We start from the raw sequence: 18121 nt of genomic DNA, 5'->3' as shown, positions 1-18121 counted from the left end.
TTTCTTCAGTCCATAAAGGAGACGGTGTGAGCAAGTTGCAGCTTTCAGTTGCGGTCGGTCCCTACGACCGTATGCGCCCCCTGGTCGATGGTGAAGTGCAGATCGAGGGCGTCGATCCGACGTTCATGTTGCAGGAACCGGAAGAAATCTTCTTTCGCGCGCTGCGTCATGCGGACTACGACATCTGCGAACTGTCGTTGAGCAGCTATTCGGTCAAGACGGCCGCGGGTACGTCGGCTTACGTTGCCATTCCGGTATTTCCGTCGCGCGCGTTTCGCCATACGTCGGTGTATGTGAACGCGAACGCGGGCATTCGCAAGCCGGAAGATCTGAAGGGCAAGCGCATCGGCGTGCCGGAATACCAGTTGACGGCAAACGTGTGGGTGCGCCTGTTCCTCGAAGAGGAGTACGGCATCAAGGCGTCGGACGTCACGTGGGTACGCGGCGGTTATGAAGACCCGACGCGCGTCGAAAAGATCAGCCTGAATCTGCCCAAGGATGTGGAACTGGTGAACGCACCCGAAGGCAAAACGATTTCCGGCATGCTCGAAGCCGGCGAAATCGATGCGCTGATCGGCCCGCGCGCACCGTCGTGTTTCGATCGCGGTTCTCCGAACGTGAAGTACCTGTTCGATGATCCGCAGGCGGAAGCCGCGGCGTGGTATCGCAAAACGAAGCTGTTCCCGATCATGCACACGCTCGGCATCCGGCGCACGCTCGTTGAGCAGCATCCGTGGCTGCCGATGTCGGTGATGAAAGCCTTCGAGAAATCGAAAGCGATCGCGCTGCACCGTCTGACCGATACGTCTGCGACGAAGGTGACGCTGCCGTTTGTCGATACCCAGCTTCGCGCCGCGCGCGAATTGATGGGCGAGGATTTCTGGCCGTATGGTTTCGCCGCGAACGAACATACGCTCAACCGGTTCCTCGCGCAGCATCACGCGGAAGGGCTGTCGAGCCGCCTGCTGGAAGCGAAGGATCTCTTCCATCCGGCGAGCCTCGAAAGCTTCAGCATTTAATCGGTCATCAGGCAACGCTGGGGGAATCCCCGGCGTTGCTGTTTTGGATCGCGTCAAAATATCATCATGCAACAGATCGCAATAGAGCAGGGCGGTTTGGCAACGAAGGAAGACGGGCTGAGCGGCAGCAAGCTGATATTCGGTGTACTGGCAATATCGCTTGCGACTGCGCTCAGTATGCTCGATAGCGTGATTGCCAACATAGCGTTGCCCACCATCACCAAGACATTGAATATCAGCCCGTCGGATTCGGTGTGGATCGTCAATGCTTACCAGCTTTCGATCATCATGACGTTGTTGCCGCTGTCGTCACTGGGTGATCGGGTCGGCTATGCGCGCATCTACATAGCCGGGCTCGTACTCTTCACGTTCGCATCGCTGATGTGCGCGATGTCGCAATCGCTCGACATGCTGATTATTTCGCGTGTCTTGCAGGGGCTAGGCGCCGCCGGCATTGGCAGCGTCAACACCGCCATCATCAAAATGATTTATCCATCGCGGCTGCTCGGGCGCGGCGTCAGTATTCATGCATCGGTCGTGTCCATTTCGACCGCCGCCGGGCCGACCATCGCGGCGGCGATCCTCTCCATTGCTACATGGCCGTGGCTGTTTGCGATCAACGTGCCGCTCGGCATTGTCACGTTCTTCGTCGGATTCAAGGCGCTGCCGCGTCCGCAGGTCTCGAAAGCATCCTATGATTATTTCAGCGCACTGCTGAATGCGGCGATGTTCGGGCTGCTCGTGATCGGCGTCGACCGGATGGGCCACAGCAACGGTATCAACGCAAGCATCGTCATCCAGCTATCCGCGGCTGCAATCTGTGCGTGGTTGCTGGTGCGTCGCGAGCGGCATCGAGCCAAGCCGCTCCTGCCGGTCGACCTGCTGCTTAAACCGGCATTTCTGCTGGCCGTCCTGACATCCGTCTGTTCGTTCACCGCGCAAATGCTCGCGTTCGTATCGCTGCCGTTCATGCTGCAGGATGCGCTCGGACGCAGTGCGATGGAAACCGGCGCGCTCATTACGCCGTGGCCGATTGCGGTCCTTTGTATCGCACCTCTGGCCGGTTCATTGTCGAATCGCATCAATGCGGGGGCGCTCGGCGGCGTCGGGCTGGCTATTCTTGCAACAGGCCTGTCGCTGCTCGCGCTATTGCCCGCACATCCCGCTTCGTTCGATATCGGTTGGCGCATGGCGGTGTGCGGGATCGGCTTCGGGCTGTTCCAGCCGCCGAATAACCGGTCGCTTCTCGCCCTTGCGCCGCCGGGACGCACCGGCAATGCCAGCGGCATGATTAGCGTGGCGCGCGTGCTCGGACAAACGTTCGGTGCCGTGCTGACAGCGTTTATATTGCTGATCGAGCCTCATCATGCAGGCGTGGTTGCGTTGATCACGGGCGCGAGTTTCGCGGCGGTTGCCGCGTGCGTCAGTCTGACTCGCCTCATATAGGCGAGTGGCTATAGAAGCGCGTTTGACGAGTCTGTGAGGGTGTTTTCTATCGCCTTCATTTTTGTTCTAGTGTCGATGGCGTTGCTTTGAGAGAAATTGATGAACACAAAAGATTTGACGCACGCATCCGCAACGGCAGACATCGAAGTACCGGTGCGGCAGAGTGATACCAGCATGGTCTGGTCGGATGCACGGCTGCTGGGCTTCACACCGATGGACGATGTGCACGAGGAATTCTATGCGGTCGCGCTACGGCTCGTGACCTGTACCGATACCACGGCGCTCGCCGCGATCGAGGACTTCGAGAAGCACGCCGTCAGTCATTTCGAGCAGGAAGACGAATGGATGCGCACGACGAATTTTCCGCCGCGCGATTGCCATATCGAAGAGCATGCGGCCGTTTTGAAATCGGTGGGCGAGGTCAAGGCGGCCGTTGCGGCGGGGCAGGCCAACGCCGAGGTCGTGCGTGATCTGGGTATGCACCTGTTTGGCTGGTTTCCCGGCCATGCGGACTATCTGGATTCCGCGCTGGCAGCGTGGATGACGAAACAGACAATGGGTGGAAAGCCTGTTGTGCTGCGGCGGACTATCTAGTCTGCAAGACCAAAGAAATGAAATGGAGCGGCGCGGCGATCGTCGGAATATGAAACGCCGCCGCCGCAATCATGCGTTGCATGTGCAACCAGAGCTGATCCGCCCCGGCCGCATGCCTGCATGCAGGCATGCATTCAAGGCAGCGAGATCGTCAGATTGGCCGACTGCGGCCCGAGCTTGATGAGCTGCGTATACGGGGCGAGCATATGCACCGTGTTATCGCGCAGCCAGGTGCTGAGGCCGAGCCAGGCAAGCAGGCCCGCCAGTGCGAATACGGTGCCGATCGACCAGAGCGGCACTTCGCGCTTGAGGCGGTGCGCGACCTGATCGGGCAGCGGCCAATGCGGCGCGAAAGGCGCGCGCTTGCCCTTGATGTGAGCGATCTCGTCGCCGAGTCGTGCCGTGAGATAGGCCAGCTTTTCCGGTCCTTCCAGAATGTACTTGCCCTGGAAGCCGAGCAGCAGGCACATATGAAAAACCTCGAGCGACTGTAGCCGCGGTGCGCCTTGCGCGCGGCACTCCTCGAGATACTGGAAGAACTTCTCGCCCGCGAGCTGCTCGCCGAACAGCGCAAGCTGCAACGGACGCCGTTCCCATTCGGTACGAATGCGGAACGACGACGCAAGCACCGATTCATCGAGGGCGGCACAGAACGCAAACTTTGCCGCGTACACGTCTTCGGCCGCGACGTTCAGCTTCTTCGCGCCGCGCTCGAAGTCGCCGAGAAACTGCTGCACGCGCGCGCCGAATTCGGGAGCGTCACCCGGTTCACGGCCGTTCTTCAGCAGGAACAGCATGAAGAAGCCGTCGTACAGCAAATCGAGCAGCGAGCGCACCTGGTAAGCCGGCTCGGCGTGAGGAGCAGGGTGATTCACGGCCGGCGCCGCGCTGCCGAAAAGAGAAGGGGCGTTGCTCATGACGTCACCGCGATCAGTTCGAGTTTGAGATCGTTAATGCCCGAAGGCGCATAAACCATGGCCGATTGCGACTGCACCATGCGCTCGAAGAGCGCGCTGCGTGCTTCCAGCGCGAAATAGCACGCGCCGGGCCGCACCGGAATGGCGGGCGGAACCTGTGGGGTGTAGACGAGCCGCACGCCCGGCATGGCCGAGAGCACGAGTTTGTCGACGTCGTCGGGGGCGCCGACCTTGAAGCGTGCCGGTACGGCCTCGACGAGATCGACCGCGGGCATGTCGGCCGACACGGCGAGATAGAACGTGGTCTTGTCGTCGATCTTGCCCGAGTCCAGGCGGCCGATATGGAACGAGGGGCGCACTTCTTCGAGCGCGATCGCGAAGTACTGCGTCGAGATAACCGTTTCGAGCAGATCGCGCAGAATCGTATCGAGGCGCGCGAAGCCGGGGCCGGGATCGTCGTGGCGATACGCGGGCAGGTCGGCGAGCGCGTAGCCCTTGGAGAACGTCATGAGCTGGCCGGCGAGGCGCAGCAGTTCGTGAAAGAGCCGCTCGGGATGCAGCGTCGCATGCTGATACAGATGCGCGAGCGTGGCGAACGCGCCGCTTGCCGTATGCAGCAGCCAGAACGAAGCGATGTCGCCCGAACGGAACTCGATGATGTTCTTGGTCGGCTCGCGATGAAAGCCATAGAGCGCATTGACCTTGGCCTGCAGCGCGTCGATGAGGCGGCGCAGCCGCTGGTGCAGCAGCGGGGAAGCCTCGATGGCGAGACTCGGCGGCACGAAGCTCTCGTCGACTTCGAAGCCCGAGGTCGCGGTGCGCCGCACGCGCACGATGGGCACCGAGAGCAGCTGGTCGCGCGGCTCGCTGTGCGCGATCAGCTTGACGTTCGTCTTCAGGAACGTCACGTCGGCTTGCGCCGCGTCGGTGTAGTGATCGGCCACGCTCGCCTGCTCGCTCACATAGCGCGCGACGAAGCCGGCATCGCGGTCCGGTGCGTAGTTCGCGCCGGTTTCGCGCAACTGGTGCAGCGCCAGGTAGAACGTGAATTCGTTCATGCCTTCGGGCAGCGTGTCGAGCGCGACGGGCGGCGGCAGGTCGTCGGCCTGCGGTGCGCTGTAGAGCGTGCCGTCCGGAAACACGAGCGAGAGTTCGCTCAGGCGCAGCATGTTGCTGCCCAACGCGTCGTGATCGATTCGTGCCGTACGCACGCCCCAGTTATACGGTGCGACGGCCTGAATCGATTCGAACAGGCGCGCTTCGTGATAAGCGTCCTGCCGCTGGAAGTGCTGAGGCCTCAGGAAAAGGCCTTCTCCCCAAAGCACTTTCGAGGAATAACTCATGTTAAATCGGCTATATGCGTGATTCAGCCTATTCCGCTCGCGGCAGCGATTGAGAGACTGAAATTGTTAAATATTCCGTTTGCCCGTTATTCACCCGCAAGTCACCGACGAAAGCAGATTCAGCGGCTGCGACGGTAATCCTTGCTGAGGCGGGATCACTGTGCCGTTCGTGACGGTCATCGCGCAGTTATGCAGGCCGACCATTATGCCGGATTTCTCGGATTTGGCAGGATCGAAGGCGAATTTCCAGCGCTGCATGGCCGGGTCGCGGAATAGCGCGACAACCCCGAATGCCTGTGCTTCCCGCGAAACCTTTTCGGTGGCGTTATATCGCTGCCCCGGGATCAGCGTCACCTCGCGCACGCCGAGCAGGTCGCTACCCAGCGCGCTCTTTTCCTTCGCCGGGTCGGTAAACGTATCGAAAGGCGATTGTTGGAATGACGTAGGGTCCTTCAGCACGTAGAGCCGCACCACCAGCGCGAGCGGCTTGTTGTCGGTCGCCGCGTTGAGATTGGGGGCCGCCAGCAGGGTGATGCCGAGATTGCGCGGCGGTTTCTGGCTGTCCGGCACATCGGGCTTGCCGATGCCCGCGAGCTGCAAGGCTGCCGACGCTGCGCTGCCGAGTGCCGGCACGGCCGCCGCGCAGCCTGCCAGCTGAATGCTGGCGAGAAGAATCGATGCGAAACGAATAACGCGCGCATTCATTTTTATTGCGCCGGGCGCGAATGCCCGGGACCCCTTGAGTGGTGAACTGCGACCTGGATTATGCCGACCGCATAACCAAGCGTTTAACCCTTTAACCCCGTGTTGCGCCAATAATTACGCGGTTATGTCATGCGGCAATCTTTGCCGACTCGCTCATCAATACATTTGATTGAAAAAGAAATTATTTCCAGTGCCAATTTCTTGCCGCTGCACACTCCCGGCTTCAAAGAAACTAATTAGAGTGTGCACCGATCATTCAGAAGTTGAATTATCAAAAATTGGCCTGTACTATACCCGCGCACTGGAGCTAAAGCAAAGCTCTGATTTCCCTTCCATCGAATTAAAAACTACACGTTGGTGAAACCACAATGATAAACCGGGTCATTACAGGGCTCTTCGGGGTGGTGTTGGCATGCGGGGTGATCGCGGGCTGCGCGACGCAGGACAACAACCTTGCGGCTTCACCGGACGCATTCAACAAGGCGTTGGCCGATGCCGACGCCGCGGCGAAGGGCGGCGACCAGGACCACGCGATCGCGCAGTACCAGAAGCTCGCCGCAGCCGATCCCACACGTGAGGAACCGTGGTCGCGCATCGCGCAGATCCAGTTCCAGCAGCAGCACTACGGACAAGCCATCGTCGCCGCGCAGGAAGCGCTGCAGCGCGACCAGAGCGACCGCGACGCGAAGAGCGTGCTGGCGGTGGCCGGCCTGCGCGTCGCCACCCAATCGCTCGGCGAACTGCGCCAGGACGCCTCGCTGCAAGGCGACGCGAAATCCGATGCGCAGGCGCTCGCGAAGCAGTTGCGCGACACGCTCGGCGAGGACTCGCTGTTCCCGCCCGAGCAGGCGGCCGAGAAGCCCGCGCCGAGGAAGCGCCGCATCGTGCGGCACGTGCAGAAGCCGGTGGCGAAGCCCGCCGAGGCGACCGAAGCGGCGGCCGCGCCGTCCGCACCCGCCGGTCCGGCTCCGGCCGTCCCAGCCGTTCCGGCAGCACCCGCGGCCAAGGCCGCGAAGAGCGGCGCGGCCGATCCGTTCAGCGCGCTGCGCTGACGGCCTCGCGGTGAATGGTCGACAACAGGCTTGAACGACTCGAACAGGGGAGCCCTCGATGGCAAAGAAAGAAAGTATCCAGAAGCGCTTGCAGAAAGTGCGGCCGCCGCGCGTTCAACTGACCTACGAGGTCGAACTCGGCGATGCGATCGAGGTGAAGGAGTTGCCGTTCGTGGTCGGCGTGATGGGCGATCTCGCGGGGCAGTCGGAAGTCGAGCAGCCGCGTTTGCGTGACCGCAAGTTCGTCAATATCGACCGCGATAATTTCGACGACGTGATGAAAGGCATCGAGCCGCGCGCCGCGTTCCAGGTCGAGAACCGGCTCAGCGAAGCGGGCGGCAAGTTCGCCGTGGACCTGCGCTTTCGCTCGATGGCCGATTTCAATCCCGACGAAGTCGTCGAGCAGATCGAGCCGCTGCGCCGCCTGCTCGAGGCGCGCTCGAAGCTCGCGGACCTGCGCAACAAGCTCGCCGGCAACGACAAGCTCGAAGACCTGCTGAGCGAAGTGCTCGCCAACACGCAGCAGTTGCAGGCGCTCGCGGGTGGCGCGAACGAGGCGGCAGGCGATGCGGGCAAAGAACCCAGCGACGGCGGCGATCAATAAGCGCCGGGGGAGATCGACATGAATCAGCAAACTGGCGCGGTTCGCACCGCCGCCGTGGAAGAAAACCAGGCCACGTCTTCGCTGCTCGACGAGATCGTCGAGAAGAGCAAGGTTGCGAAATCCGAGTCCGAGCATGCGCGCGCGAAAGACCTGATCGGCGAACTCGTGCATCAGGTGCTGGACGGCACCGTGGTCGTCTCGAACAATCTCTCGGCGACCATCGACGCCCGCGTGGCCGAACTCGACCGCCTGATCTCGACCCAGTTGAGCGCCGTGATGCACGCGCAGGAATTCCAGCGCCTCGAAAGCACGTGGCGCGGTCTCGAGTATCTGTGCAAGGAAAGCAATACCGGCTCGACCATTAAGATCAAGGCGTTGCATGCGCCGAAGCGCGACGTCGTGCGCGACTTCAAGACCGCGGTCGAATTCGACCAGAGCGCGCTCTTCAAGAAGATCTACGAGGAAGAGTTCGGCACCTTCGGCGGTGCGCCGTTCGGTGCCCTGATCGGCGATTACGAGGTGACGCGCCAGCCGGAAGACATGTATTTCATCGAGCAGATGTCGCACGTCGCGGCGGCGGCGCACGCGCCGTTCATCGCGTCGGCCTCGCCGGAACTGCTCGGGCTCGAATCGTTCGCCGACCTTGGCAAGCCGCGCGATCTCGGCAAGGTGTTCGACACCGTCGAATACACGAAGTGGAAGTCGTTCCGCGACGCGGAGGATTCGCGCTACGTGGGCCTCACGTTGCCGCGCTTTCTCGGCCGCCTGCCGTTCAATCCGAAAGACGGCGCGACGGCGGAAGGCTTCAATTTCGTCGAAGACGTCGACGGCACCGATCACGCCAAATACCTCTGGTGTAACGCGGCATGGGCCTTCGCGGCACGCCTGACGGCGGCGTTCGACGACTTCGGCTGGTGCGCGGCGATTCGCGGCGTGGAAGGCGGCGGTCTCGTCGAAGACCTGCCGACGCATACGTTCAAGACCGACGACGGCGAAATCGCGCTGAAATGCCCGACCGAAATCGCCATCACCGACCGGCGCGAAAAGGAACTGAGCGACCTCGGCTTCATTCCGCTCGTCCATTGCAAGAACTCGGACTACGCGGCGTTCTTTGCCGCGCAATCGGTGCAGAAGCCGAAGAAATACAGTACCGACAACGCGAACGCGAATGCCGTGCTGTCCGCGCAGTTGCAGTACATCTTCTCGGTGTCGCGCGTTGCGCACTATCTGAAGGCGATGATGCGCGACAAGATCGGCAGCTTCGCGTCCGCGCAAAACGTCGAAGTATTCCTGAATCGCTGGATTTCGCAGTATGTCCTGCTCGACGACAACGCCTCGCAGGAGCAGAAGGCGCAGTTTCCGTTGCGCGAGGCATCGATTCAGGTCAGCGAGATTCCGGGCAAGCCGGGCTCGTACCGGTCGGTCGCTTTCCTGCGGCCGCATTTCCAGCTCGACGAGCTGTCGATTTCGCTGCGGCTCGTGGCGGATCTACCGAAACCGGCCAATTCGTAATGGCGCGAACGGGCTGAACCGGGATGAGTGGACCGTCGTCCGGCGGCTCACTCCGACACGTGACCCGGGGCATCAAGCCCGGGGCACGTAAAAACTACCGCAAACCACCTTTCTGGGGAGTCGAGGAATTATGAAGGATATCTATCTAAAATTCGGAAATCCCGCGATCAAGGGCGAGTCGCAGGATAAGGACCACGCAGGCTGGATCGAGATCGATTCGTGGAGTCACTCGATCCTGCAACCGCGTTCGGCAACGGCCTCGACGGCGGGCGGCCACACCGCCGAGCGTTGCGAGCACTCCGACATGCGCTTCACGAAGGACATCGACGTGGTCAGCCCGCTGATTTATCAGCACGCGTCGGGCGGCACGACCTTCGACGAAGTGACGATCGACTTCATGCGCTCGGACGGCGAGGGCAACCGCATCAAGTACCTCGAAATCAAGCTCAAGTACGTGATCATCTCCAGCATCACGCCGGAAGTCATCGGCGAAGGGCTGCCCACGGAGCAGTTCTCGCTCAAGTATGCGGCCGTGCAGTGGAAGTACACGCAGCAGAAGATCGGCGGCAACCAGGGCGGCAATGCGCAGGGCGCATGGAGCCTCACGAAGAACGACAAGACCTACGCGGTCTGACGCAAGCCGGCGTAACACAAGGCAGGCGAGGGCGGTGCGCATTGGCGCGGGCCGCCTGCCTGCGTTTGTGCCTGCGCCCTATTGCTGACTGATATCACTTGAACCGATGAAGCGTTTCGAGCCAGGTTTGCTCGACAAGCTCTTCGACGATGATCCGCACTCGCCGGCACCGGCGGCGGTGCGGCAGTTGTCGATCGAAGAACTCAAGGGGACCGTTGCGCGCGATCTGGAGTCGATCCTGAACTCGCGCATCGTGTTCACGGAGTCCGACCTCGCGATGTTGCCCGAGTGCCGCCGTTCGATCCTGACTTACGGGCTGAACGACTTCGCGGGGCTGAGCCTCGCGAGCCATTACGATCGGGCCTTCATCTGCAAGTCGATCCAGCAGGCGATCGAGCGGCACGAACCGCGCCTGCAACGCGTGTCGGTGACGCTCGAACTGAATGAGCGCTCGACCAACGCGCTGTACTTCGGGATTCAGGCGATGCTGGTGGTGCATCCGGCGCAGGAGCCGGTGAATTTCGACGCGCTGCTGCAGCCTTCGACGCTGCAGTATTCGGTCACGCGCGCACGCGCGAAGTCCTGACGCCGGCGGCCATGGGCCGCATCGCGCGAGATAACAGGACGTAAAGGAAGTTTCGGGGAAGTTTCGGGGGCGGGAGAGTCATAGATGGAAGAGCTGTTGCCGTATTACGAACGCGAACTGTCGTTCCTGCGGCGTTATTCGCGCGAATTCGCACAGCGCTATCCGAAGATCGCGGCCCGCCTTGCGATGACGGGGGAGCACTGCGAGGACCCGCACGTCGAACGGATGATCGAATCGTTCGCGCTGCTCGGCGCTCGCATCAACAAGCGTCTCGACGACGATTATCCCGAGTTCACCGAGGCGCTGCTCGAAGTTCTGTACCCGCATTATCTGCGTCCGTTTCCGGCGTGCTCGATCGCACAGCTCGGCGTCGCGGGCTCGTTCGGCAACCTCACCGAGCCGGCGGTGATCGAGCGCGGCACGGAACTCAAGTCGCGGCCGATCCGCGGCGTGCAATGCCGCTTTCGCACCGCCTACGACGTGACGCTCGCGCCGATCCGCATTTCCGAGGCGCGTTACGTGCCGGCGGCAACTGCGCCGAGCGCGACCGTTCTGCCGCCGAACGCGACGGGCGTGTTGTCGATCACGTTCGAATCCACTTCGCCGCAATTCGATCTTTCCGCGTGGAAGAGCGGTGCGCTGCGCACTTACCTGCATGGCGAGCAGTCGTTCATCGCGGCGCTCGGCGACTGCCTGTTCGTGCATGCGATCGCCGCCTACGCGGAACCCGAACGCAACGGCCGCTGGCGCGAGCTTTCCGCGCTGCCGTTCGCGCAAGTCGGTTTCGACGAGGCCGACGCGCTGATCGACTATCCGGCGAAATCGCATCCGGCCTATCGGCTCCTCATCGAGTATTTCGCGTTTCCCGACAAGTTCGATTTCGTCGACTTCGACCTCGCCGCGATGACCGCGGCGGCGGGCCGCTGTCAGCGGCTCACGCTTCACATCGTGCTCAAGGAAGTGCGCGGCGACTCGCACGTCGCGCGGCTGCTGGACACGCTCGCGGCGCATCATCTGCGGCTCTTCTGCACGCCCGTGGTGAACCTCTTCAAGCAGCACGGCGAGCCGATCCGCCTCGATCATCAGGCGGCATCGTATCCGGTCGTGGCAGAGGGGCGGCGCGCATTCGCCTACGAAGTCTATTCGATCGACTCCGTGCAGCTGGTGCGGCAGCGCGCGCACGAGGAATCGGTCATCGAGTTCCGGCCGTTTTATTCGCTGCGTCATGGCGAGACGATGCGCGCCGGCCACTACTGGTTTGCGCGGCGCGACGAGTGGGTCGCGCAAAAGAGCCCGGGCTACGAAACCGAAATTTCGATTGTCGATATCGACTTCGACATGGCCGAGCAGCAGAACGAAACATTGAGCCTCGAACTGACCTGTACCAACCGAGATCTGCCCACGAGCCTCGCGACCGGGATCGAAGGGGGCGACCTGTTTCTGGAAGGCGGCACGATCACGAGCAGCATCTCGCTGCTGATGCGTCCGACGCCGTGCGTGCGTTTCGAGCGCCGCCAGGCTGCGCACTGGCGGCTCATTTCGCATCTCGCGCTGAACCACGTCTCGCTCGCGAGCCAGGGCGCCACCACGCTCAAGGAAATGCTCGCGCTCTACGACCTGCGCCGCACGGCGGTGTCGGCGCGGCATATCGACGGCATCGTCGACGTCGAGCAGCGCGCGGCGGTGCAATGGCTGCCCGGCAAGCCGTTCGCGACCTTCGTGCGCGGCCTTGAGATACGGCTCACCGTCGACGAAGACCACTTCGTCGGCACGAGCCTCGGAACGTTCGTGCGCGTGATCGACGTATTCTTCGGGCTTTACGTGCATATCAACAGCTTCGTACAACTGGTCGTCGTGTCGCGACGCACCGGCGAGGAGATCATGCGATGCAGTCCCCGCAGCGGCGAATCGATTCTGGCGTAATCGGGCGCCTGCTCGACGAGCCGCACCGCTTTGCGTTTTTCCAGGCGGTGCGCCTGCTCGAACGCTGGTTCGTCGAGAACAGCGACGCACGGCAGCGCGACGTGCTCCCTCAGCGCATCGGCTTTCGCAACACGCTGTCGCTCGCGTTTCCGCCCAGCGAAATCGCGGACGCCGTGTCGTACGACGCGGCCGGCGCGCCGCTGGCCGACGCGCGCGAGCGGGCGGACGCGCTCGATGCCGGCGAACTCGAACGCGTGGATCTCACGCCCGCGTTCTTCGGACTGCTCGGCGGTCAAGGCGCGCTGCCGCTGCACTATACCGAGCAGATCGTCGCGCGCGAGCAATTGCGGCGCGACCGCGCCGCGCGCGAATTCTTCGACGTGTTCTCGAATCGCGCCACGGCGCTGTTCTATTCGGCGTGGAAGAAATACCGCCTGCCGTTCCATTACGAACTCGACCGCGACGAGCGCTACCTGCCGCTCCTGCTCGCGCTGGCGGGCGTCGCCAGCGACGGGCCGCGCGCGAGTCTGCAGGACGGCACGGGCGCGCTGTTCGACGAGGCGATAGCGGGCCATGCCGTGGCCGCGCGTCATCAGCCGGTTTCCGCCGCGTATCTGCGTCATACGCTCTCCGACTATTTCGGCGTGCCCGTGCGCGTCGAGCAGTTCGTCGGCAAGTGGTACGACGTGCCGCCCGACCAGCTGTCCATGCTCGGCCAGCGCAACGCGATGCTCGGCGCTACGGCGCTCGCGGGCCAGCGCGTTTGGCAACGCGACATGCGCGCGCGTCTCGTCATCGGGCCGCTGTCGAAGGCCGATTACGAGGCCTTCCTGCCGGGCGCCGAACACGCGGTCGCGCTCGAACGCATGCTCACGCTGCTCGCGCGCGTGACGCTCGAATACGAGGTGCTGCTCGTGCTGCGCCGCGAAGACGTGGGGCCTAGCCATCTCGGCGCCGGCGCGCGGCTCGGCTGGGACGCCTTTCTTTGCACGCACGAAGCCGACCGCGATCGCCGCGACGCACGCTACGAACTGCACGTCATCCATTGAACACAAGAGCCCCGAGGCCGGACCGCACATCATGAGCACGCCCCTTAAAACCCTGATCGCCAAGCTGAACACGACATGCCGGCTCGCCGCGGAGCGCGCCGCGAGCGTGTGTCTGTCGCGCGGGCACTATGAAGTCGATCTGGAGCATCTGCTGCTCGCGCTGCTCGAAGAGCCCGCGAGCGATCTCGCGTGCGTGCTGCGCACGGCGCGTGTCGACGCGCATGCGTTGCGCGCGGATCTCGAACGCGAATTGCAGCGGTTCAAGACCGGCAATACACGTACGCCGGTCTTCTCGCCGCATCTGATTGCACTGTTCGAGCAGGCCTGGCTGATCGCCTCGCTCGACTCGCAGATCGGGCGCATCCGTTCCGGCCATCTGCTGCTCGCGTTGTTGAGCGCACCTGATCTCGCGCAGTTCGCGCAGCGCATGTCGGCGCGTTTCGCGGACGTGCCCGTCGCGGAACTCAAGCATCGCTTCGACGAGGTCACGCAAGGATCGGTCGAGGCCGCGCCGCGCGAGTCCGCGAGCGAGGCCGATGCCGGCGCCGGGCCCGTCGCGCACGATGCACCCGGCGCGCCGTCGAAAACGCCCGCGCTCGACACGTATACGACCGACCTGACCCAGCGCGCGCGCGACGGCCATGTCGACCCCGTGATCGGCCGCGAAGCGGAGATTCGCCAGGCGATCGACATCCTGATGCGCCGCCGGCAGAACAATCCGATCCTGACCGGCGAGCCGGGTGTCGGCAAGACGGCGGTCGTGGAAGGGCTCGCGCTGCGCATCGCCGCGGGCGACGTGCCGGAGCCGCTGCGCGGCGTGGCGTTGCGCGTGCTGGACATGGGGCTGCTGCAGGCCGGCGCGAGCGTGAAGGGCGAGTTCGAGAACCGCCTGAAGAGCGTGATCGACGAAGTGAAGAAAAGCCCGCAGCCGATCGTGCTGTTCATCGACGAGGCGCACACGATCATCGGCGCGGGCGGCCAGGCGGGCCAGAACGACGCGGCGAACCTGCTCAAGCCCGCGCTCGCGCGCGGCGAGTTGCGCACGATTGCCGCGACGACATGGAGCGAATACAAGCGCTACTTCGAGAAAGACGCGGCGCTCGCGCGGCGCTTCCAGGTGGTGAAGATCGAGGAGCCCGACGAAACGCTCGCGGCCGCCATGCTGCGCGGCATGGTGAATCTCATGGAGCGCCACTTCCACGTGCGCATTCTCGACGAGGCGATTACCGAGGCCGTGCGGCTGTCGCATCGCTACATCAGCGCGCGGCAATTGCCCGACAAGGCCGTGAGCGTGCTCGATACCGCCTGCGCCAAGGTGGCGCTCGCGCAGGGCGCGACGCCGGGCGCGATCGACGACGGTAAGAAGCACATCGAGCGCATCGAGGCGGAGATCGCCTCGCTCGAACGGGAGACCGTGCACGGCGCCGCGCACGATGAGCGGCTCGCCGCGCTGCGTGAGCAGCGCGATGCCGCCGCCCGCGAACTGGCCGACAACGAGGTGCGCCATGTCGAGGAGCGCGAACTCGTGGCGCGGATCACGGAACTGCGCGGCCAGATCGACGCGGCGCGCGAGGACAATACGTCATCCGAACGAATGCAGGCAGCCGATGCGGCGCGCGAGGCGCTGCCGCCGCTGATCGAGCGCCTGCACGCCTTGCAGTCCGAGGCGCCGATGGTCCCGTTGCAGGTCGATGCGCACGTGGTGGCCGAAATCGTCGCGTCCTGGACCGGCATTCCGCTCGGCCGCATGGTGAAAGACGAGATCGATACCGTTCTGAAGCTCGATTCGCTGCTGGCCGCGCGCGTCATCGGGCAGGACCATGCGCTCGAAGCGATTGCGCAGCGTGTGCGCACGGCGGGCGCGAATCTCGAAGACCCGAACAAGCCGCGCGGCGTCTTCATGTTCGTGGGGCCGTCCGGCGTGGGCAAGACCGAGACGGCGCTCGCGCTTGCCGACATTCTCTACGGCGGCGAGCGCAAGCTCGTCACGATCAACATGAGCGAGTATCAGGAAGCGCATAGCGTGTCGGGTCTGAAAGGCTCGCCGCCCGGCTACGTCGGTTATGGCGAGGGCGGTGTGCTGACCGAGGCCGTGCGCCGCAATCCGTATTCGGTCGTGCTGCTCGACGAAGTGGAAAAGGCCCATCCCGACGTGCTGGAAATGTTCTTCCAGGTCTTCGACAAAGGCACGATGGACGACGCCGAAGGCCGCGCGATCGACTTCCGCAATACGCTCATCATCCTCACGTCGAACGTGGGTTCGACCGCCGTCATGCAGGCGTGCCTGAACAAGTCCGCCGAAGAACTGCCGGATGCGCAGGCGCTTGCCGAGCTGTTGCGCCCGCAGTTGTACAAGACCTTCAAGCCGGCCTTCCTCGGCCGCATGAAGGTCGTGCCGTATTACCCGATTTCCGACGACGTGCTGGCGGAGATCATCGAGCTGAAGCTGGAGCGCATTCGCCGCCGTATCGAAGCGAACCACGGCGCCACGTTCGAATGGGACGAGTCGCTCGTCGACGCCGTGCTCGCGCGTTGCACCGAGGTCGACTCGGGCGCGCGCAACGTCGACCACATTCTGAACGGCACGCTCCTGCCGGAACTCGCGCAGCAGATCCTGGAGCGTATCGCGCAGGGCACGTCGCTCGCGCGCGTGAGCGTGCGCGCGGACGAGGCTGGCGAGTTCGAGTACACGGTGGAATGACATGACGGATATGACCGCGCTGCTCGCGCCCATCAACGAAGCGTCGCCATGCGGCGACGATCTGCTGTTTTCGTCGGACTTCGATGCGATCCAGCATGCGCGCCGTTTCGACGACGCCTCGCTCGATCAGGGCGAATGGATCACCGACATCAAGGAAGCCGACTGGCCCTTCGTCGTCGAGCGTTGCACGGCCCTGCTGGGCACGCAGACGAAGGACCTGCGCCTCGCCGTGTGGCTGACCGAGGCGCTGGCGATTCAGGACGGCGTGCCGGGACTCGCGCAGGGCTACACGCTGCTGACCGGACTCGTCGAACGGTATTGGGAGCAGGTGCATCCGCTGCCCGAAGGCGACGACACCGAGTATCGCCTCGGCAACGTCGCATGGCTGGCGGGCCGCTCGGCGGAGTTGCTGCGCTCGGTGCCGCTGACGCAATCGGGCGTCGCGTTCAGCGCGCTCGACTGGGATGTCGCGATGCACGTCGCGCAGGCGGTCAAGCGCGATCCCGATCACGCGGACGACATCGCGCGCGGCAAGCCGTCGGTGGAGCAGATCGACGCCTCGAAGCGTGCCACGCCGGCCGCGTTCTATCGCACGCTGCTCGCGCAACTGAAGGCCTTCGAGGGCGTGCTCGCGGGGCTCGACCAGGCGCTCGACTCGCGCGCCGGGGATGCCGCGCCCAGTTTCCGCCAGGCGCGCGACGCTTGCGAGAGCGTTTATCGACTCGCGGAGCGGTTTGCGCGCGACGTGGGCGTGAATCCGCACGAGGCCGAGCAGCAGCAAGAACAGGAACAAGGGCAGGCCGTGCCGCCCGCCGGCGTATCCGCGGCGAACGAGCGCGCGGAGCCGAGCTTCAGGACACCTTTGCCGGTCGAGGACACCATGGCGAACCCGATTCGAATGCCAGTCCGCACGCACGCGGGCATCCAGAGCCGCGCCGAGGCCGTTGCGCAATTGCGCGCGGTCGCCGTTTTCTTTCGCGAGACCGAGCCGCACAGCCCCGCTGCCTATCTCGCGGACAAAGCCGCCGAGTGGGCGGAAATGCCGCTGCACCAATGGCTTTCGATGGTGGTGAAGGACGACGGCACGCTCGCGCATATTCGCGAGATGCTGGGCGTGAAGACGGATGATGCGGGCTAGGCGCGTTTATCGATGAGACGTGCGGCCTCGGTATCGCTTGCGCTCGGCGTGCCCACGCCGAGCAAACCACGCAAGTCACGCAAACCGCGCGCAACAGGCCGATAAGGCGCCCGCTCCCGCGCGGACCGTGCTCACAGCCCCACGCGGAACTCGATGCGCCGGTTGCGCGCGCGTCCGTCGCTCGTATCGTTCGACGCGATCGGCTGGTCAGGGCCCACGCCCGTCGTCGTCACCTGTTGCGGCGAAATGCCCTTCGTCACGAGATAGCCCTTCACCGCATCGGCGCGCGCCTGGCTCAACGCAATGTTCGACGTGCGATTGCCGGCGTTGTCCGTGTGCCCGATGATGTCCACCGTGCGCGTATTCAGCTTCGCAAGCACGGCCGCCATCTGGTCGAGAATCGCGCGGCCTTGCGGCGTGAGCGTCGCGCTGCCCGTTTCGAACTCGATCGTGCGGTTCGCGAGCGTCTGGTCGAGCAGGCCCTGCTCGGAAGCGCTCACGTGCAGTCCGTTGCGGATCGTGTAAGTCGGATTGAGCGCGGTGGCCATGTCGCTCGCGATCTGCTGGCGCATGACCTCGTTGCCGACCTCGCCGCGCACGTCGATCTGCGTGCCGTCGATCTTCAGCTGTCCTTTGTGGATCTGCTTGAGTTGCGGGCTGAGCAGCTTCTGCACGTTGGCCGACCAGTTCGGCGGCGTGGCGACGTCGCCCACTTCGATCTGATCGACCACGTTGGCCGCGCCGTAGGTCTCGCGCAGACGCGCGAGCACGGCCGCGTGCGTGGCTTCGTCGGGCACCTTGCCGCCCGCCACGACCTGGCCCGGCGTGGCATTGACGGGCGCCGGCGTCGAGGTGGCGCCCGCGCGGGGCAACGACGCAGCAAGCGGGGCCGGCGCGA

The 18121-nt window shown here is 63.8% G+C and carries 16 protein-coding genes; 12 read left to right on the top strand and 4 right to left on the bottom strand.

Features of this window, described 5'->3' with window-relative positions:
• The first annotated feature begins 26 nt into the window (after positions 1 to 26).
• The 3 genes from G3N58_RS07400 to G3N58_RS07390 all read left to right on the top strand — a co-directional run bounded on the left by G3N58_RS07400 (position 27) and on the right by G3N58_RS07390 (position 3059).
• On the top strand, positions 27 to 1019 hold the full coding sequence (locus G3N58_RS07400; RefSeq protein ID WP_167039288.1) for an ABC transporter substrate-binding protein: 993 nt from the start codon (positions 27 to 29) through the stop codon (positions 1017 to 1019).
• Positions 1020 to 1085: 66 nt separating this feature from the next.
• On the top strand, positions 1086 to 2465 hold the full coding sequence (locus G3N58_RS07395; protein WP_167039290.1) for an MFS transporter: 1380 nt from the start codon (positions 1086 to 1088) through the stop codon (positions 2463 to 2465).
• A gap of 174 nt (positions 2466 to 2639) precedes the next feature.
• Positions 2640 to 3059 (top strand): hemerythrin domain-containing protein, encoded by a 420-nt coding sequence (locus G3N58_RS07390; protein ID WP_240158804.1) that lies wholly within the window; start codon positions 2640 to 2642, stop codon positions 3057 to 3059.
• Between the two features lie 134 nt (positions 3060 to 3193).
• Here G3N58_RS07390 and G3N58_RS07385 read toward each other — a convergent pair whose 3' ends face one another.
• From G3N58_RS07385 to tssJ, 3 genes are all read right to left on the bottom strand, one after another.
• Positions 3194 to 3976 (bottom strand): DotU family type IV/VI secretion system protein, encoded by a 783-nt coding sequence (locus G3N58_RS07385; protein ID WP_167039294.1) that lies wholly within the window; start codon positions 3974 to 3976, stop codon positions 3194 to 3196.
• Positions 3973 to 5319, bottom strand: a complete 1347-nt coding sequence (gene tssK / locus G3N58_RS07380; RefSeq protein ID WP_167283605.1) for a type VI secretion system baseplate subunit TssK — start codon at positions 5317 to 5319, stop codon at positions 3973 to 3975. Before tssK ends, G3N58_RS07385 begins: the two co-directional genes overlap by 4 nt.
• A 90-nt stretch (positions 5320 to 5409) precedes the next feature.
• Entirely contained in the window at positions 5410 to 6024 is a 615-nt protein-coding gene (tssJ, locus tag G3N58_RS07375) for a type VI secretion system lipoprotein TssJ (RefSeq protein ID WP_205998891.1), read from the bottom strand.
• A 368-nt stretch (positions 6025 to 6392) separates the two neighbouring features.
• Between tssJ and G3N58_RS07370 the strand changes: the two genes are divergently transcribed.
• The 9 genes from G3N58_RS07370 to tssA all read left to right on the top strand — a co-directional run bounded on the left by G3N58_RS07370 (position 6393) and on the right by tssA (position 17223).
• Positions 6393 to 7076 carry a hypothetical protein gene (locus G3N58_RS07370; RefSeq protein WP_167039299.1) on the top strand — a complete coding sequence of 228 codons (684 nt, stop codon included), beginning with the start codon at positions 6393 to 6395 and terminating at the stop codon, positions 7074 to 7076.
• A 58-nt stretch (positions 7077 to 7134) separates the two neighbouring features.
• Complete coding sequence (gene tssB, locus G3N58_RS07365; RefSeq protein WP_167039301.1) at positions 7135 to 7680, top strand: type VI secretion system contractile sheath small subunit; 546 nt, start codon at positions 7135 to 7137, stop codon at positions 7678 to 7680.
• Positions 7681 to 7698: 18 nt separating this feature from the next.
• Entirely contained in the window at positions 7699 to 9192 is a 1494-nt protein-coding gene (gene tssC / locus G3N58_RS07360) for a type VI secretion system contractile sheath large subunit (protein WP_167039303.1), read from the top strand.
• A 130-nt stretch (positions 9193 to 9322) separates the two neighbouring features.
• A complete protein-coding gene (locus tag G3N58_RS07355) occupies positions 9323 to 9826 on the top strand; it encodes a type VI secretion system tube protein Hcp (protein WP_167039305.1) in 504 nt (167 codons plus the stop codon).
• Between the two features lie 106 nt (positions 9827 to 9932).
• Positions 9933 to 10412: a type VI secretion system baseplate subunit TssE gene (tssE, locus tag G3N58_RS07350; RefSeq protein WP_167039307.1), complete on the top strand. Its 480-nt coding sequence runs from the start codon at positions 9933 to 9935 to the stop codon at positions 10410 to 10412.
• Positions 10413 to 10496: 84 nt separating this feature from the next.
• The gene (gene tssF, locus G3N58_RS07345) at positions 10497 to 12335 is read left to right on the top strand and encodes a type VI secretion system baseplate subunit TssF (RefSeq protein WP_205998859.1); all 1839 of its coding nucleotides are present in this window, start codon (positions 10497 to 10499) and stop codon (positions 12333 to 12335) included.
• Positions 12299 to 13384, top strand: coding sequence for a type VI secretion system baseplate subunit TssG (gene tssG, locus G3N58_RS07340; protein ID WP_167283601.1), 1086 nt, complete (start codon positions 12299 to 12301; stop codon positions 13382 to 13384). Before tssF ends, tssG begins: the two co-directional genes overlap by 37 nt.
• A 31-nt stretch (positions 13385 to 13415) precedes the next feature.
• A complete protein-coding gene (gene tssH, locus G3N58_RS07335; protein WP_167039313.1) occupies positions 13416 to 16085 on the top strand; it encodes a type VI secretion system ATPase TssH in 2670 nt (889 codons plus the stop codon).
• Between the two features lies 1 nt (position 16086).
• The gene (gene tssA, locus G3N58_RS07330; protein ID WP_205998858.1) at positions 16087 to 17223 is read left to right on the top strand and encodes a type VI secretion system protein TssA; all 1137 of its coding nucleotides are present in this window, start codon (positions 16087 to 16089) and stop codon (positions 17221 to 17223) included.
• A 131-nt stretch (positions 17224 to 17354) separates the two neighbouring features.
• Here the strand turns inward: tssA and G3N58_RS07325 are convergent.
• A partial coding sequence (locus G3N58_RS07325) for an OmpA family protein (protein WP_205998857.1) occupies positions 17355 to 18121 on the bottom strand: 767 nt, incomplete at its 5' end.

It is taken from the genome of Paraburkholderia sp. Ac-20342, from assembly GCF_017104985.1.
Lineage (GTDB): Bacteria > Pseudomonadota > Gammaproteobacteria > Burkholderiales > Burkholderiaceae > Paraburkholderia.
The sequence above is the reverse complement of the archived record's forward strand: the minus strand, read 5'-3'. Positions and strand labels throughout refer to the sequence as shown.

Coding starts and splice junctions, on each gene's coding strand:
- G3N58_RS07395 (WP_167039290.1), top strand. CDS start 1,086: ATGCAACAGATCGCAATAGAGCAGGGCGGTTTGGCAACGAAGGAAGAC.
- G3N58_RS07390 (WP_240158804.1), top strand. CDS start 2,640: ATGGTCTGGTCGGATGCACGGCTGCTGGGCTTCACACCGATGGACGAT.
- G3N58_RS07385 (WP_167039294.1), bottom strand. CDS start 3,976: ATGAGCAACGCCCCTTCTCTTTTCGGCAGCGCGGCGCCGGCCGTGAAT.
- tssK (WP_167283605.1), bottom strand. CDS start 5,319: ATGAGTTATTCCTCGAAAGTGCTTTGGGGAGAAGGCCTTTTCCTGAGG.
- tssJ (WP_205998891.1), bottom strand. CDS start 6,024: ATGAATGCGCGCGTTATTCGTTTCGCATCGATTCTTCTCGCCAGCATT.
- G3N58_RS07370 (WP_167039299.1), top strand. CDS start 6,393: ATGATAAACCGGGTCATTACAGGGCTCTTCGGGGTGGTGTTGGCATGC.
- tssB (WP_167039301.1), top strand. CDS start 7,135: ATGGCAAAGAAAGAAAGTATCCAGAAGCGCTTGCAGAAAGTGCGGCCG.
- tssC (WP_167039303.1), top strand. CDS start 7,699: ATGAATCAGCAAACTGGCGCGGTTCGCACCGCCGCCGTGGAAGAAAAC.
- G3N58_RS07355 (WP_167039305.1), top strand. CDS start 9,323: ATGAAGGATATCTATCTAAAATTCGGAAATCCCGCGATCAAGGGCGAG.
- tssE (WP_167039307.1), top strand. CDS start 9,933: ATGAAGCGTTTCGAGCCAGGTTTGCTCGACAAGCTCTTCGACGATGAT.
- tssF (WP_205998859.1), top strand. CDS start 10,497: ATGGAAGAGCTGTTGCCGTATTACGAACGCGAACTGTCGTTCCTGCGG.
- tssG (WP_167283601.1), top strand. CDS start 12,299: ATGCAGTCCCCGCAGCGGCGAATCGATTCTGGCGTAATCGGGCGCCTG.
- tssH (WP_167039313.1), top strand. CDS start 13,416: ATGAGCACGCCCCTTAAAACCCTGATCGCCAAGCTGAACACGACATGC.
- tssA (WP_205998858.1), top strand. CDS start 16,087: ATGACGGATATGACCGCGCTGCTCGCGCCCATCAACGAAGCGTCGCCA.